The sequence below is a fragment of the Pseudomonas sp. URIL14HWK12:I5 genome, from assembly GCF_900176445.1.
Classification (GTDB): Bacteria; Pseudomonadota; Gammaproteobacteria; order Pseudomonadales; family Pseudomonadaceae; genus Aquipseudomonas; species Aquipseudomonas monteilii.
This window is the reverse complement of record NZ_FWXQ01000005.1, coordinates 27,947-41,367: the sequence shown is the minus strand read 5'-3', so window position 1 is coordinate 41,367 and position 13,421 is coordinate 27,947. Positions and strand designations below refer to the sequence as shown.

The 13,421-nt window shown below is 63.7% G+C and carries 16 protein-coding genes; 10 read left to right on the top strand and 6 right to left on the bottom strand.

Annotation, left to right across the window (positions count from 1 at the left end; genetic code table 11):
* Window positions 1–15: 15 nt before the first annotated feature.
* Genes B9A31_RS12820 through B9A31_RS12805 form a run of 4 tightly spaced genes read right to left on the bottom strand, consistent with a single transcriptional unit; the run spans window position 16 to window position 1,673 of the window.
* Window positions 16–213, bottom strand: coding sequence for an SEC-C metal-binding domain-containing protein (locus B9A31_RS12820; protein ID WP_009684590.1), 198 nt, complete (start codon window positions 211–213; stop codon window positions 16–18).
* 7 nt (window positions 214–220) lie between these two features.
* Window positions 221–697, bottom strand: coding sequence for an LEA/WHy family protein (locus B9A31_RS12815; RefSeq protein WP_027615422.1), 477 nt, complete (start codon window positions 695–697; stop codon window positions 221–223).
* 2 nt (window positions 698–699) lie between these two features.
* The gene (locus B9A31_RS12810; protein WP_025754557.1) at window positions 700–1,176 is read right to left on the bottom strand and encodes a YchJ family protein; all 477 of its coding nucleotides are present in this window, start codon (window positions 1,174–1,176) and stop codon (window positions 700–702) included.
* Between the two features lie 2 nt (window positions 1,177–1,178).
* Window positions 1,179–1,673, bottom strand: coding sequence for a DUF6231 family protein (locus B9A31_RS12805; protein ID WP_016713780.1), 495 nt, complete (start codon window positions 1,671–1,673; stop codon window positions 1,179–1,181).
* Window positions 1,674–1,832: 159 nt separating this feature from the next.
* On the opposite strand from B9A31_RS12805, the gene B9A31_RS12800 reads away from it, so the two are divergent.
* The 4 genes from B9A31_RS12800 to B9A31_RS12785 all read left to right on the top strand — a co-directional run bounded on the left by B9A31_RS12800 (window position 1,833) and on the right by B9A31_RS12785 (window position 4,459).
* The gene (locus B9A31_RS12800; protein ID WP_016713781.1) at window positions 1,833–2,525 is read left to right on the top strand and encodes an OmpA family protein; all 693 of its coding nucleotides are present in this window, start codon (window positions 1,833–1,835) and stop codon (window positions 2,523–2,525) included.
* Between the two features lie 89 nt (window positions 2,526–2,614).
* Window positions 2,615–3,334: an OmpA family protein gene (locus tag B9A31_RS12795; RefSeq protein ID WP_016713782.1), complete on the top strand. Its 720-nt coding sequence runs from the start codon at window positions 2,615–2,617 to the stop codon at window positions 3,332–3,334.
* 98 nt (window positions 3,335–3,432) lie between these two features.
* Window positions 3,433–3,708: a DUF1145 domain-containing protein gene (locus B9A31_RS12790; RefSeq protein WP_016713783.1), complete on the top strand. Its 276-nt coding sequence runs from the start codon at window positions 3,433–3,435 to the stop codon at window positions 3,706–3,708.
* On the top strand, window positions 3,701–4,459 hold the full coding sequence (locus tag B9A31_RS12785) for a hypothetical protein (RefSeq protein WP_019096577.1): 759 nt from the start codon (window positions 3,701–3,703) through the stop codon (window positions 4,457–4,459). Before B9A31_RS12790 ends, B9A31_RS12785 begins: the two co-directional genes overlap by 8 nt.
* Window positions 4,460–4,508: 49 nt before the next feature.
* Here the strand turns inward: B9A31_RS12785 and B9A31_RS12780 are convergent, their stop codons facing one another.
* Window positions 4,509–4,973, bottom strand: coding sequence for a CopD family protein (locus B9A31_RS12780; RefSeq protein ID WP_016713785.1), 465 nt, complete (start codon window positions 4,971–4,973; stop codon window positions 4,509–4,511).
* A gap of 98 nt (window positions 4,974–5,071) precedes the next feature.
* Between B9A31_RS12780 and dinG the strand changes: the two genes are divergently transcribed.
* The 5 genes from dinG (at window position 5,072) to pdxH (ending at window position 12,530) form a co-directional block, all read left to right on the top strand.
* Window positions 5,072–7,216: an ATP-dependent DNA helicase DinG gene (gene dinG, locus B9A31_RS12775; RefSeq protein ID WP_019096578.1), complete on the top strand. Its 2,145-nt coding sequence runs from the start codon at window positions 5,072–5,074 to the stop codon at window positions 7,214–7,216.
* Between the two features lie 79 nt (window positions 7,217–7,295).
* Entirely contained in the window at window positions 7,296–9,530 is a 2,235-nt protein-coding gene (locus B9A31_RS12770) for a beta-galactosidase (RefSeq protein ID WP_019096579.1), read from the top strand.
* 108 nt (window positions 9,531–9,638) lie between these two features.
* On the top strand, window positions 9,639–10,784 hold the full coding sequence (locus B9A31_RS12765) for an EstA family serine hydrolase (RefSeq protein WP_019096580.1): 1,146 nt from the start codon (window positions 9,639–9,641) through the stop codon (window positions 10,782–10,784).
* Between the two features lie 99 nt (window positions 10,785–10,883).
* On the top strand, window positions 10,884–11,864 hold the full coding sequence (locus B9A31_RS12760) for an OmpA family protein (RefSeq protein ID WP_016713789.1): 981 nt from the start codon (window positions 10,884–10,886) through the stop codon (window positions 11,862–11,864).
* An 18-nt stretch (window positions 11,865–11,882) separates the two neighbouring features.
* Window positions 11,883–12,530, top strand: coding sequence for a pyridoxamine 5'-phosphate oxidase (gene pdxH, locus B9A31_RS12755; RefSeq protein ID WP_019096581.1), 648 nt, complete (start codon window positions 11,883–11,885; stop codon window positions 12,528–12,530).
* 42 nt (window positions 12,531–12,572) lie between these two features.
* Here pdxH and B9A31_RS12750 read toward each other — a convergent pair whose 3' ends face one another.
* The gene (locus B9A31_RS12750) at window positions 12,573–12,806 is read right to left on the bottom strand and encodes a hypothetical protein (RefSeq protein WP_019096582.1); all 234 of its coding nucleotides are present in this window, start codon (window positions 12,804–12,806) and stop codon (window positions 12,573–12,575) included.
* A gap of 147 nt (window positions 12,807–12,953) precedes the next feature.
* On the opposite strand from B9A31_RS12750, the gene B9A31_RS12745 reads away from it, so the two are divergent.
* The gene (locus tag B9A31_RS12745) at window positions 12,954–13,418 is read left to right on the top strand and encodes an outer membrane lipoprotein (protein WP_019096583.1); all 465 of its coding nucleotides are present in this window, start codon (window positions 12,954–12,956) and stop codon (window positions 13,416–13,418) included.
* The last annotated feature ends 3 nt before the right edge of the window (window positions 13,419–13,421 follow it).

Here is a 13,421-nt window from a genome sequence, read left to right as displayed (position 1 = left end):
GGAGGCAACGTCAGATCAGGCGCCGTGGCACTTCTTGAACTTCTTCTCGCTACCGCATGGGCACGGGTCGTTACGGCCAACGTCCTTCAGGGCGTTGCGTACCGGCTCTTGGTGGCCGTGGTTGCAGTGCGGGCCGTGAACATGGCCATGGTCATGGTGGTGATCATGGTCGTGGTTGCAGTCAGGGCCATGAACGTGGGGTTGCTGGGACATTGCAGGGTTACTCCGGGATGTGATCGCCGGGGATTATCTCACCACTGCGCGATAAGTGCAGGTCCCGATGGATAAGCAGCCCGGTCGCCAGTTCGCCCTGCAGGGTGTAGTGCAGCGGTTGCTTGCTTCTGAGCAGCTTGGCCAGCGGCTTGAGGTGCTGCCACAGGTTGGTACGCGCGGTGATCTTGAAGGTACGCCGGGCATGCCCGCCCACGCTGCGCCATACGCTGGTTTCATCCTGCACCAGCAGCAGATCGTTCAGGCGCACGGCATACGAGAGGTTGCGGATGAACAGGCGGCTGTCATTGGGGTTGTCGACTTGCAGGTGCAGCACGAATTCCTGATCCAGCAACCTGGCCTTGACCGTTTCGACTTCGACCAGGCGCACCTCGGGTTCGCGCCAGTCTTCACCGCCCCAACTGCTGCAGCCCGCCAGCCATGCCATCAGTGTACCGAGCAGGAGCAGGCGGGCGCGGGCGTTCATGTTCAGCTCCCGACGTAACTGGCGCAGCATTTCTTGAACTTCTGCCCGCTGGCGCAGGGGCAGGGGTCGTTGCGCCCGGCCTTCAACCCGACCGTAGGGTCGATGAAGTACCAGCGCCCGGCATGCTGGACGAACGCCGAGCGTTCACGGTGCTGGTGGTCGCCCTCCTGGTCGTGCCAGCGTGCGGTAAAGGTGACAAAGCCGTGTTCCGGTTGGCCGCCGAGTACTTCAGCGCTTTCTACCTCCAGGCCCAGCCAGGTGCTCTGGGCGCTCCAGGCGGCCATGGCGGCGCGGTCCAGGTCGGCTTGTTGGGCGGGCAAAGTGGTGGCCACCAGGTAGTCGACCAGGCCCAGCACGTAGGCACTGTAGCGTGAGCGCATCAGCGCCTGGGCATCGGGTGCCGGGGTGCCGGCATGGTAATGCCCACAGCAGGCATCAAGCAGGTTGCCACTGCCACAGGGGCAGACCGAGACACTCATCATCACCACCAGTACTTGCCGAAGTTTTCAGGGTTGGCCCAGAACCTGGCGTTGAGCCAGTCCGGGACCTGCTTGTAGTCATGTAGATCATAGGTGAACAGGCTCAATACCTGCTGGTCACGGCAGAATTTCTCGCTGGCCGACAGGGCCAGGGCGAAAAAGTCGGTGTCTTGCCAGCCGCAGGCGGCCAGATCGGCCAGCACGGCAACCCGGCTGGCATTGAGGTTGCGGATGCCGCCGAGCAGCTCCAGGCCCGTGCGTTTGGGCAGGTGCTCCAGGCAGTCCACCAGCACCGCCAGGTCAAAACGCTGGGCCGCAAGCTCGGCCGGAAGCGGGCCAGGGGCCGCTGTGGCGATGGTCACCTGCGGGTGTGCTTCGGCGAAGGCGTCGAGCGCCGGGAAACGTGTGCCCACCAGCAGCAGGCGTTGCGGGGTGAAGCGCTCCAGCAGGGCTGCCAAAGCCTGCTGCGGCGTACGTTGGGAGAAACCTTCGGTCATTGCCAATCCTCGTTCAAGTCGTCCAAGACTAGCGGGCCGCAGCCTGCGGGCAAAGAGGCATGTGACCGCGTCGTGGCTGATTGCTGGCAGGGTTGGAATGCGCGGTCTTTACTCCCAGAGATCGGCCTTATGCCGATTCCCCCTAGGAGAAGCAATGAAATGAGCATAGTACGCACAGCGATACCCCTGGTACTGCTCACCAGTGTGTTGACTGGTTGTGCAGGTTTGCAAAAAACCGACTGGCCGAAATGTGCCGCCGTCGGGGGTGTAGGCGGCGCCGCATTGGGCGCTATTGAAAGTTCCAGCTGGGCTGGCTGGGGCGCGTTGCTGGGCGGTGGCCTGGCGGCGGGTTACTGCTGGGCCCATGGAGATGGCGACGAGGATGGCGACGGCGTGCCGGACAGCCGTGACAAGTGCCCTGGCACCCCGCGTGGGGTGCAGGTCGATGCCAACGGGTGCCCGCCTGAGCCGGCAGCCGTGGTCGAGGAAGTGGTGGTGCAGAAAGAAGAGGTCATCGTCATTCGCGATGTGCACTTCGAATTCGACTCTGCGAAGCTGACCGCCCGCGATAAAGAGCGCCTCAACACCATTGCCACGCGCCTCAAGCAGGAAGCACCATCCGCCCGCCTGAGTGTCAGCGGCCACACCGACAGTGTCGGTTCCGACAGCTACAACCAGAAACTGTCCGAACGTCGTGCCCACTCGGTGACCGATTACCTGGTCGAGAGCGGCGTACCGCGCAGCAGCTTCGTTTCGGTGGTCGGTGCCGGTGAAACCCAACCGGTGGCTGACAATGCCACGGCCGAAGGGCGTGCGATGAACCGTCGTACCGAGATCAAGATCCAGCGGTAACACGGCATGCGCCCGTGCCTTGAGCAGTGGCACGGGCGCGTCTTGATGCCGGCCAGCCGTTTGTGGCCAAAGACACAGGAGCATTCAGCATGAGTGTGACGTCGAAGGCGGCACTGCCGCTGTTGGTGGCTGCCAGCCTGCTCGCAGGCTGCGCTACCCATAGCGATGGCAGCGCGCCCCTCAACCAAAGGACCTGGCCCATCTGCAGCCTGTTGGGCGGCTTGGTCGGTGGCGGCCTGGGCGCTATCGAAAGTTCTGCCTGGGCCGCAGGTGGCGGCGCCCTGGGCGCCATTACCGGGGGGCTGATCTGCTATGCCCAGGACGGTGACGAAGATGGCGACGGTATTTTCGACCGCCGCGATCGTTGCCCCGACACCCCAGCCAACACGGCGGTCGACCACATGGGTTGCCCGTTGAAGGTGTATCCGGCAGCCCCCCCTGCTACCGCACCCGAACCTGCACCTGAGGTGATCATCCTGGATGACAACGGCGCGGTGATGTTCGCCTTCGATTCCGCCGACCTGACCCCGGCGGCCCAGCAACGGCTGCAAGGCCTGGTGGCTAAGCTCAATTCCCCGACGGTAGCCAAGGTCGCCGTGGTCGGGCACACCGACAGCGTGGGCTCCGACACCTACAATCAGGCGCTTTCCGAGCGCCGTGCCAGCAGTGTTGCCGAATACCTTATCAGCCAGGGCCTGGAGCCCGGCAAGGTCACCAGCCAGGGGCGTGGGGAAAGCGAGCCGGTCACCGACAACGAAACCGAGGAGGGCCGCGCGCGCAACCGACGGGTGGAGCTGCACCTCAACTGAGCGGCGCTGGCGCCTGCCTTGGCATTGCAGTTAATGTGGGGTGCACGGCCCGCTCGATCGGGCCGTCTCGACATAACAACAATCGATAGGGGCGGGGTATGAAGTTCATCCTGGGCCTGGGCAAGGTCCTGACGGTCGCTTTCTGGGGTGTGGTGTTGTTCAATCAGTTGTTGCCACAACCTTTGCCCTTCAATCTGCTGATCAATGCCGCTGGTATTTTCCTGTTCGGCCTGCACCTGCTCGAAGTGCTGTTCTTCAATGGCAGCCTGCGTGGGCGCAGCCATCGCTGGTTCGACCGATTGCAGATCCTGTTGACGGGCATCTTCCATGTCATGTCCATTCCCCGTGCGCAGGAGGCGCCGCGAAATGCGTAATCTGATGTTGCTGGCCATGTTGGCCACTCCCCTGGCTCAGGCCGAAAGCCTGGAAGTCGCCGCCAATTCCATGCTGCGCCTGCCCGACAAGTCGGCCAGCGTGCACCTCACGCACTTGCGTGTCGCTGATTCGGCAACCCTGCTGCTGCCTGCCTCGCTTGCGGAATTGAAGGTCGACCAGCTGGAGCTGGGGCGTGATGCGCGTATCGCCATTGCACCTTCCGATAGCCCGTTGCTGATCGAGGCGCGCAGCGCCAGGTTGGGCGAAGGCAGTGAATTCAGTGCTCCAGGGGCTGCCGGGAGCTACCAGCGGGCAGCCCGCTCGGGCCGCAGTCTGGACCTGAAACTGGCTGAACTGGATGCCGAACGGGTGGCGATCGATGCCCGTGGCGGCGCCGGTGCGCCGGGGTACGTGGGGCTTGATGGTGCCAATGGCCAGGCAGGTGGTTGCACATGGGGCCAGGCCAGTCGCGGTGCCAATGGCGATAATGGCGGCAACGGGCACGACGGCGCCCCGGGTGGGCGCATTCGTCTGAGCCTGCCGCAAGGGTTCCCGCAGGAGCACATTGTGGCGCGTCTGGATGGCGGCGCCCCGGGGAAGGCCGGGGCGGCAGGCAAGGCGGGTAAAGGCGGGGCGAGTAAAGGTTGCCTGGTGTACAGCACCGACGCTGGGGCCAATGGCCGGCCGGGACAGCCGGGCCAACCTGGGTTGGCGGGGGCCGCGGGTGAGCTGATCCTGCAGCGCCTCTGAGCCACACCGCTCCTACAAGGGGCCGCGCAGGTCGTTAGATAATCAGCTGTCAGAGCATCAGTCGCGAACTGGCAACTGCAACGACCGCCAGGCCCAGCAGGAGGTTGATCCCCACCATGCGCCGAATCCGCCCCAGCACTGCCGCACCCGTCGGCCAGTCCTCGGCTTGCACCGCCGTCTTCAGCTCGGGCAACAGCAATGCCTGAATGCGCATGAACAAGGCAAACATGGCGATCCCTCCACCGATCATCACCTGCACATACTTCGGCGCAGTCTCGAAGCCGCTGAAGCGCATGTGCAACATGCCGATACCACTTATCGCCAAAATCGCTACAGCCACCCAGACCCAGCCGAAGAAGCGTCGGAAAACTTCCACCCACAGGCGCAGGCGCGCAGGCCCTTCAAGGGCTGCAACCGTTGCCGGGCGCAGCACCAGCCAGGCGAAGAACATGCCGCCGACCCATATCAGGGCAGCCAGGACATGCAGTGTGTAGGGCAGGGCAAAGGCAAGCATCCGGATCTCCATGCGGCATAATGGGCAATAGCGGGGTATGATAGCCGCCCCGTGTGAAACACTGAAAATATATCCAGCCCTTCGGGCGCCTGCAGACCATGATCAGCAACGAACTCAAAGCCACCATCCAGGGCGCCTATTCGCGTTTTCTCGAAGCCAAGAGCCTCAAGCCGCGCTATGGCCAGCGCCTGATGATCGCCGAAGTGGCCAAGGTGCTTGGCGACATCGCCTGCGACGATGAAGGCCGCCGTGCCGGGGAGCCTGCCGTGGTGGCAGTCGAGGCGGGCACCGGTACCGGCAAGACCGTGGCCTACAGCCTGGCAGCCATCCCGGCCGCCAAGGCCGCCGGCAAGCGCTTGGTAATCGCCACCGCGACCGTGGCCCTGCAGGAGCAGATCGTTTTCAAGGACCTGCCCGACCTGATGCGCAACAGCGGGCTCAACTTCAGCTTCGCCCTGGCCAAGGGCCGTGGCCGTTACCTGTGCCTGTCCAAGCTCGACATCCTGCTGCAGGAAGGCCATGCCCAGTCGGCCACCGCCCAGCTGTTCGAGGAAGAAGGCTTCCGCATCGAAGTCGACGAGCGCAGCCAGAAGCTGTTCAACAGCATGATCGAGAAGCTCGCTGGCAACCGCTGGGACGGTGACCGTGACAGCTGGCCCGAGGCCCTGGAAGACCAGGACTGGGCACGGCTGACCACCGACCACAGCCAGTGCACGGGCCGCCACTGCCCGAACTTCCAGCAGTGCGTGTTCTACAAGGCCCGCGAAGGCATGGGCAAGGTCGACGTGATCGTCACCAACCACGACATGGTGCTGGCCGACCTGGCCCTGGGCGGTGGCGCGGTGTTGCCCGACCCGCGCGATACCCTGTACGTGTTCGACGAAGGCCATCACCTGCCAGACAAGGCCATCGGCCATTTCGCCCATTATTCGCGCCTGCGTTCCACCGCCGACTGGCTGGAACAGACCGCCAAGAACCTGACCAAACTGTTGGCTCAGCACCCGTTGCCCGGTGACCTTGGCAAGTACATCGAGCAGGTGCCGGAGCTGGCGCGGGAAGTGCGTACCCAACAGCAGTTCATGTTCACCCTGTGCGAGCAGGTGGCAGACTTCCGCCCCAGCGAGGATACCGAAGGCCGCGAACGCCCGCGTTACCGCTTCGAGGGCGGTGTGGTGCCAGAGCAGATCCGCGAAGTGGGCATCGAACTGAAAAAGGGCTTTGCCCGCCTCAACGACCTGTTCACCCGCCTGGCCGACCTGCTCAAGGAGGGCATGGACGGCGAGGTCAATATCGGCATCGCCAGCCATCAGGCCGAGGAGTGGTACCCGCTGTTTGGCAGCCTGGTCACCCGTGCCCAAGGCAACTGGGAACTGTGGACGGCCTTTACCGCCGAGGACCCGGAAGACAGCCCGCCCATGGCTCGCTGGCTGACGCTGGCCGAGAGTGGCGCTCTGTTCGACATCGAAGTCAACGCCAGCCCCATCCTCGCTGCCGAAATGCTTCGCCGCAGCCTGTGGAGTGTTGCCCACGGCGCACTGGTCACGTCGGCGACGTTGACCGCGCTGGGCAAGTTCGACCGTTTCCGCATGCGCTCGGGGTTGCCGCGCGATGCCGTCACCTGCGTGGTGCCCAGCCCGTTCGTACATGGCGATGCCGGTCTGCTGCGGGTCCCCGACCTGCAGGCCGACCCCCGCGATGCGGCGGCGCATACGGCGGCGATCATTCGTGAGCTGCCAAACATCGTCGAGGATGCCCGTGGCGCGCTGGTGCTGTTCTCGTCACGCAAGCAAATGCAGGATGTGTTCGACGGCCTGGACCGTGACTGGCGCAAGCTGGTGCTGATCCAGGGCAACCTGTCCAAGCAGGAAACCCTGAACAAGCACAAGGCGCGGGTCGATGATGGCCAGCACAGCGTGTTGTTCGGCCTGGCCAGCTTTGCTGAAGGTGTCGACCTGCCAGGTGCGTACTGCGAGCATGTGGTCATCGCCAAAATACCTTTCTCCGTGCCCGACGACCCGGTGGAAGCCGCTTTGTCGGAGTGGATCGAGGCTCGCGGGGGCAACCCGTTCATGGAAATTGCCGTGCCCGACGCCTCGTTGAAGTTGATCCAGGCCTGTGGCCGCCTGCTGCGTACCGAGCAGGATCGCGGCGTCATCACCTTGCTCGACCGGCGCCTGGTCACCCAGCGCTACGGCAAGGCTATTCTCAATGCGCTGCCGCCGTTCCGGCGGGAGATTTCCTGACCGCCGGAGCACTTGCTCCGGCGCGTTGTCCATTACTCAGTCTTGGGCCATGACGGCCCTGAAGGAGAGCCCCAGCCTTATGGTCCGCCGTACCCTGCCCGCCGTTTTCGCCCTGTTGTTCAGCTCGCCCTTGCTGGCCGGGCAGCAGACGCTGTTCAGCTTCGTGCGCCCGGCCTCGGTGGTCAACGTGGCGACCGAAGATGCAGGCATGCCGCAGTACAACGCGGAGCAAACGGCCGAGGGCGAGGTGCTGCGACGTGTGGTGTTCAACCCGGCCCCGCGACCGACTTTGCGCCTGAGCCCGCAAGGCGGGGTGTGGGACTGGTCTGCCGGGCAGTTCCTCACCTTGCGTCTGCAAAGTGCCATGGACTGGGCGCTGACGGTTGATGTTACGGTGCAAGGCAGCGATGGCCGCACCTTGACCAGCCGCATCGACCTGCCAGCCGGCCCTGCGCAAACCGTGATGGTGCCACTGACAGCCAGCTCGCCGTTGAGCCAGGGCATGCGCGCCGGCCCTCCCATGCCCTGGAACCATGGCGGCCAGCGCCTGCTACTGACCAGCAGCGCTGGTGCGGTTGACCTCAAGCAGGTGACCGCGGTCAGCCTGAGCATCCCCAACCCCAAGGTGGCGCAGAACCTGCTGATCGAACGGGTGGGCATCCAGGATGACGACCAGGCCTACCAGGCGGCTTACCGCGAGCTGATCGATGCCTACGGCCAGTCCACCCGCGCCAACTGGCCAGAGAAGGTCGCCAATGACGATCAACTCAAGGCGGCCGATAAGCGCGAGCAGCAACAGCTCAAGGGCTGGCTGGCTGAGCGTGACAAGCAGCAACTGGACAGCTACGGCGGGCTTGTTGCCGGGCCGGCGTTCGAGGCCAAAGGGTTCTTCCGTACCGAAAAGCGTGATGGCCGCTGGTACCTGGTAACGCCCGAGGGGCATCCGTTCTACTCCCTGGGGGTGAATGCGGTAGCTGCAGACGGCGGGCGTACTTACGTCGCCGGCCGTGAAGGCATGTTCAAGGCATTGCCGGGTGAGGGCGAGGCATTGGCGGCATTCTATGGCGAAGGCAACAACGACGATGGCAATGCCTCGTCGCAAGGGCGCAGTTTCAAGCAAGGGCGCTGGTTCGACTTCTATGCTGCCAACCTGCAGCGTACCTACGGTAAACCCTGCTCGCCGGCCTTGGAAGGGCAGCCAGCCAGCTGCCCGCCGCTGGTACTGGATGCTGCCCGCTGGCAGGCGCATGCGCTCGACCGGTTGCAGGCCTGGGGGTTCAACACGATCGGCAACTGGAGCGAGCCTGCCCTGGGCCAGGCCAAGCGGATGCCCTACACCTTGCCGCTGTCGATCGTGGGAGACTACGCCAGTATCAGCACCGGCATGGACTGGTGGGGCAGTATGCCCGACCCGTTCGACCCACGTTTTGCCATGGCTACAGAGCGCGCCGTGGCCATTGCCGCCCGCGATCACCGCGACGACCCTTGGCTGATCGGCTATTTTGCCGACAACGAGTTGGCCTGGGCTGCCCCCGGTGACGACCCCAAAGCCCGCTATGGCCTGGCCTATGGCACCTTGCGCCTGACCACCGACGTACCGGCCAAGCGCGCCTTCCTCAAGCAGTTGCGCGACAAGTACCGTAACCAGGAGGGGCTGTCCAGGGCCTGGGGCATCGAACTGACCGCCTGGGAGCTGATGGAAGACCCTGGCTTCGAGGCACCGTTGCCCAACCCGGAACACCCGGAAATCGAGCGCGACTACCAGCACTTCCAGCAGGTGTTCGCCGAGACTTACTTCAAGACCATTGCCGACTCATTGAAATGGCATGCCCCCAATCACCTGCTGCTGGGGGGCCGCTATGCGGTCAGCACGCCGGAGGCGGTCAAGGCCTGTGCCGAGTTCTGCGATGTGCTCAGCTTCAACTTCTATACCCTCAAGCCGCAGGACGGCTATGACTTCGCGCGCCTGGCCGAGCTGGACAAGCCGGTGCTGGTGTCCGAGTTCCAGTTCGGTTCGCGCGATCGCGGGCCGTTCTGGCCTGGGCCGCTGGAGGTGGCGCGGGAAGAAGACCGTGGCCCGGCTTATGGCAACTTCCTCAAGGCGGCCCTGGCGCAGCCCATGATCGTGGGTGCTCACTGGTTCCAGTACCTCGATCAGCCAGCTAGCGGCCGCCTGCTCGACGGCGAGAATGGGCACCTGGGGCTGGTCGCGATTACGGATATGCCCTACCCAGGGTTTGTCGATGCTGTGCGCAAGAGCAACCTGCAGGCCGTGAGCCAACTGCGTACCCAGCTGGAAAAGCCGGCGCCTTGAGTGAGGTTACCGTTCGTCGCGACCATTTGGCCCAAGCCAGTTTGCAAAACACTTAACTACTGAAACAATGCACACCTTTTTTGAACATGGTCGTACGGGGTACAGCGGGTGCAGATCCAGGGTCACTATGAGCTGAAGTTCGAAGCCGTGCGCGAAGCCTTTGCCGCGCTGTTCGATGATCCCCAGGAGCGTGGCGCCGCGCTGTGCATCCAGGTTGGTGGCGAAACCGTCATCGATCTGTGGGCCGGCAGCGCCGACAAGGATGGGCAGCAGGCTTGGCATAGCGACACCATCGCCAACCTGTTCTCCTGTACCAAGACCTTCACTGCCGTCACTGCCCTGCAACTGGTGGGGGAGGGCAAGCTGGCCCTCGATGCGCCAGTGGCCAAATACTGGCCAGAGTTTGCCCAAGCGGGTAAACAGTCGATCACCCTGCGCCAACTGCTTAGCCACCGTGCCGGCCTGCCGGCCATCCGTGAACTGCTGCCAGCCGAAGCCCTGTATGACTGGCAGACCATGGTGGATGCCCTGGCGGCCGAGAAACCTTGGTGGGCTCCAGGTACGGAACACGGCTATGCAGCCATCACCTACGGCTGGCTGATCGGTGAACTGATCCGTCGAGCCGATGGCCGTGGCCCTGGCGACTCGATCGTGGCCCGTACCGCCCGCCCGCTTGGGCTGGACTTCCATGTTGGCCTGGCAGATGAAGAGTTCCACCGCGTCGCGCATATCGCCCGTGGCAAGGGCAACCCCGGGGATGCCGCCGCGCAGCGCCTGTTGCAGGTGACCATGCGTGAGCCCGAGGCGTTGTCGACCCGTGCCTTCACCAACCCGCCAGCCATCCTGACCAGCACCAACAAGCCGGAATGGCGGCGCATGCAGCAGCCAGCGGCCAATGGCCATGGCAATGCACGCAGCCTGGCGGGTTTCTATGCCGGGCTGTTGGACGGCAGCCTGCTCGAGTCCGAACTGCTCGATGAACTGACCCGTGAACACAGCCTGGGCCAGGACCGTACCTTGCTCACCCAGACCCGTTTCGGCCTCGGCTGTATGCTTGACCAGCCCGATGTGGCCAATGCCACATTCGGCCTCGGCGCACGTGCCTTTGGCCACCCCGGTGCCGGTGGCTCGGTCGGTTTTGCCGACCCGGAGCATGATGTGGCGTTCGGCTTCGTGGTCAATACCCTCGGCCCTTATGTGCTGATGGACCCACGAGCCCAGAAGCTGGTGCGTGTCCTTGCCAGTTGCCTTTGATCGGGTAATGCGGGTATTGCTCCAGCCCTTTGACTATCCTCAATGCCAACGCCTTATGTGTGTGGGCACAATTTCTTTTAATTTCATGGTGTATCGCTGATGTCTTCACATAAAACCTTAGCACTCGCCCTGTGCCTGACCGCCGTTACCGGCTGTGCCAGCCACTCTCCGGAAGGCTCCAAGGCAGGTGGCTCCAGCTGGTGGCCTTTCGGTTCGGACAAGGTTGCCGAGCAGGAAGTGAAGGCAGCCGTCACTGAAAACGTGGCCAAAGCCGATGCCAAGTCTGAAAGCGCCAGCCGTTGGTGGTGGCCGTTCGGTGGTGATGACAAGCAAGCCAAAGGGCCTGTGGTGCCGAAGATCGACCAGAAGGCCACCCAGGCCTGGCTGGACGAGTACGAGCCCAAGCTGCGCGAAGCCATCAAGGACAGCAAGCTGGAGCTGGAGCGTCGCGACAACGTGCTGGCGGTAACCCTGCCGGTAGACAGCTCGTACAACCCTGACCGCCCGAACATGCTGCTGCCCATGACGCTCGGCCCGATCACCCGAGTGGCCAAGGCCGTCGAAGGTGACCCGAAAACTGCCGTGCTGGTGCTCGGCCACGCCGACAGCAGCGGTGTTGCAGCTGCCAACCAGAAGCTCAGCCTGGAGCGCGCCGCGTCGGTATCGGCCATTTTCCGCCTCAGCGGCCTGCAGCGTGACCGCCTGACCCTCAAGGGCATGGGCTCGGTGATGCCGCGTGCCGCCAACGACAGCGCCGAAGGCCGTTCCCTGAACCGCCGTGTTGAAATGTTGCTGACCCCTCAGAACACCATGGTCGCACTGCTGGCCAAATATCAGCAGGCCGGCCCGGCACCTGCGCCGGCTTCGATGGTTGCGGTTCAGGATGCCAAGGCACCAGCTGCCAAGGCCGCCGACAGCAAGCCAGCAGCGAAGAAGCCAGTGGCGAAAAAACCAGCAGCGAAGGCCAAGGCTCCAGCCAAGACCACCGCCAAGAAAAAAGCCGCGCCGGCCAAGCCTGCCGCCAAGAAAGCTACCACTGACAAGAAAGTAGCTGCCAACAGCCCTGCGAAGACCAACTGATCGTCAAGGAACGCAGCAATGACCCAATCCCTGGCCGATATGCGCCGCGACTACACCCGTGATGGCTTGGCCGAAGCCCAGGCTCCGGGTGAGCCGTTCGCCCTGTTTCACCAGTGGTTTGCCGATGCGGTGAAAACCGAGCAGGTACCGGTGGAAGCCAACGCCATGACCCTGGCCACTGTCGATGGCGAAGGCCGCCCGCATTGCCGTGTGCTGCTGCTGAAGGGGCTCGACACGCGTGGTTTTACCTTCTTCACCAACTACGAAAGCGCCAAGGGCCAGCAGCTGCAGGCCAACCCCTTCGCAGCCATGACCTTCTTCTGGCCGGCGCTGGAGCGCCAGGTGCGTATTGAGGGGCTGGTGGAAAAGGTCTCGGCCAAGGAGTCGGACGACTACTACCAGGTGCGCCCGCTGGGCAGCCGCCTGGGGGCCTGGGCTTCGCCGCAGAGCCGGGTGATTGCTGGGCGTGAAGAACTGGAGGGGCTGGTCAAGGCGACTGAGGCGCGCTTCTCGGACACCCAGCCACATTGCCCTGAGCATTGGGGTGGGTACCGTTTGCTGCCTGAGCGCATCGAGTTCTGGCAGGGCCGGGCGAGCCGCTTGCATGACCGGCTGAACTATCGGCTGGTTGATGGGCAATGGCAGCGCGAGCGTCTGGCACCCTGAAAACGTTGGGGCCGCAAAGCGGCCCCAATATTCGACCAGAGGCTACCCCACATACCCCGCAGCCTCCCGCTCCAACCACCCTGCCAACTGCTTGCGCCCCACCTTTTCCACCCGTGCTTGCTCCAGCCGCTGCAGCATATACGCGCGCTTCCCCGCATCCGTCCCCGCCAATGACAACGCCAGGTCACGGTCCATCCAGCGGCGCATGCGCACATACAACCACCCGTGAAAATACAGCCCTGCAACGGTGGTGACCACGACGATGAAGTAATCCATGGCTATCCTTGGTCTCACTTGAAAGGCCTTCGACACAGCCTGGCAGGCTGTACCCCGGCTGAATGAAAACAATTTTATTACGTTTGTACCGTGACAGCCGTCAATGTGCAGCGTCTAATGAGCACCTGACTTATGGAGACTTTACCCATGCGTAAATCCGCTTTGCTGGTGGCGACTTTTACCACCTTGTCGCTGCTGCTGGGGGGCTGTGCCTCGAGCCTGACCGGTGATAGCTACTCCCGTGACGAAGCCCGCCGCGTGCAAACCGTGCGCATGGGCACCATCGAATCCCTGCGCCCGGTCAAGATCGAGGGTACCAAGACCCCGATCGGTGGCGGCGCTGGCGCCATCGTGGGTGGCGTTGCCGGTAGTGCCGTAGGCGGTGGCCGTGGCAGCATCGTGGCAGCTGTTATCGGTGCTGTTGCCGGCGGCCTGGCCGGGTCCGCTGCCGAGGAAGGGCTGACGCGCACCCAAGGCGTCGAGATCACCGTACGTGAGGACGATGGCAGCATGCGCGCCTACGTTCAGGCCGTGCAGGAGAACGAAATCTTCCGCGTGGGCGACCGTGTACGCATCATGACCGTTGACGGTACCAGCCGCGTTTCGCACTGATCG

Excerpts from the sequence above, each read along its gene's own strand:
- B9A31_RS12770 (WP_019096579.1), top strand. The coding sequence starts at position 7,296 with ATGGTCCGCCGTACCCTGCCCGCCGTTTTCGCCCTGTTGTTCAGCTCG.
- B9A31_RS12780 (WP_016713785.1), bottom strand. The coding sequence starts at position 4,973 with ATGCTTGCCTTTGCCCTGCCCTACACACTGCATGTCCTGGCTGCCCTG.
- B9A31_RS12820 (WP_009684590.1), bottom strand. The coding sequence starts at position 213 with ATGTCCCAGCAACCCCACGTTCATGGCCCTGACTGCAACCACGACCAT.
- B9A31_RS12795 (WP_016713782.1), top strand. The coding sequence starts at position 2,615 with ATGAGTGTGACGTCGAAGGCGGCACTGCCGCTGTTGGTGGCTGCCAGC.
- dinG (WP_019096578.1), top strand. The coding sequence starts at position 5,072 with ATGATCAGCAACGAACTCAAAGCCACCATCCAGGGCGCCTATTCGCGT.
- B9A31_RS12760 (WP_016713789.1), top strand. The coding sequence starts at position 10,884 with ATGTCTTCACATAAAACCTTAGCACTCGCCCTGTGCCTGACCGCCGTT.
- B9A31_RS12750 (WP_019096582.1), bottom strand. The coding sequence starts at position 12,806 with ATGGATTACTTCATCGTCGTGGTCACCACCGTTGCAGGGCTGTATTTT.
- B9A31_RS12785 (WP_019096577.1), top strand. The coding sequence starts at position 3,701 with ATGCGTAATCTGATGTTGCTGGCCATGTTGGCCACTCCCCTGGCTCAG.
- B9A31_RS12745 (WP_019096583.1), top strand. The coding sequence starts at position 12,954 with ATGCGTAAATCCGCTTTGCTGGTGGCGACTTTTACCACCTTGTCGCTG.
- B9A31_RS12815 (WP_027615422.1), bottom strand. The coding sequence starts at position 697 with ATGAACGCCCGCGCCCGCCTGCTCCTGCTCGGTACACTGATGGCATGG.
- B9A31_RS12800 (WP_016713781.1), top strand. The coding sequence starts at position 1,833 with ATGAGCATAGTACGCACAGCGATACCCCTGGTACTGCTCACCAGTGTG.
- B9A31_RS12810 (WP_025754557.1), bottom strand. The coding sequence starts at position 1,176 with ATGAGTGTCTCGGTCTGCCCCTGTGGCAGTGGCAACCTGCTTGATGCC.
- pdxH (WP_019096581.1), top strand. The coding sequence starts at position 11,883 with ATGACCCAATCCCTGGCCGATATGCGCCGCGACTACACCCGTGATGGC.
- B9A31_RS12790 (WP_016713783.1), top strand. The coding sequence starts at position 3,433 with ATGAAGTTCATCCTGGGCCTGGGCAAGGTCCTGACGGTCGCTTTCTGG.
- B9A31_RS12805 (WP_016713780.1), bottom strand. The coding sequence starts at position 1,673 with ATGACCGAAGGTTTCTCCCAACGTACGCCGCAGCAGGCTTTGGCAGCC.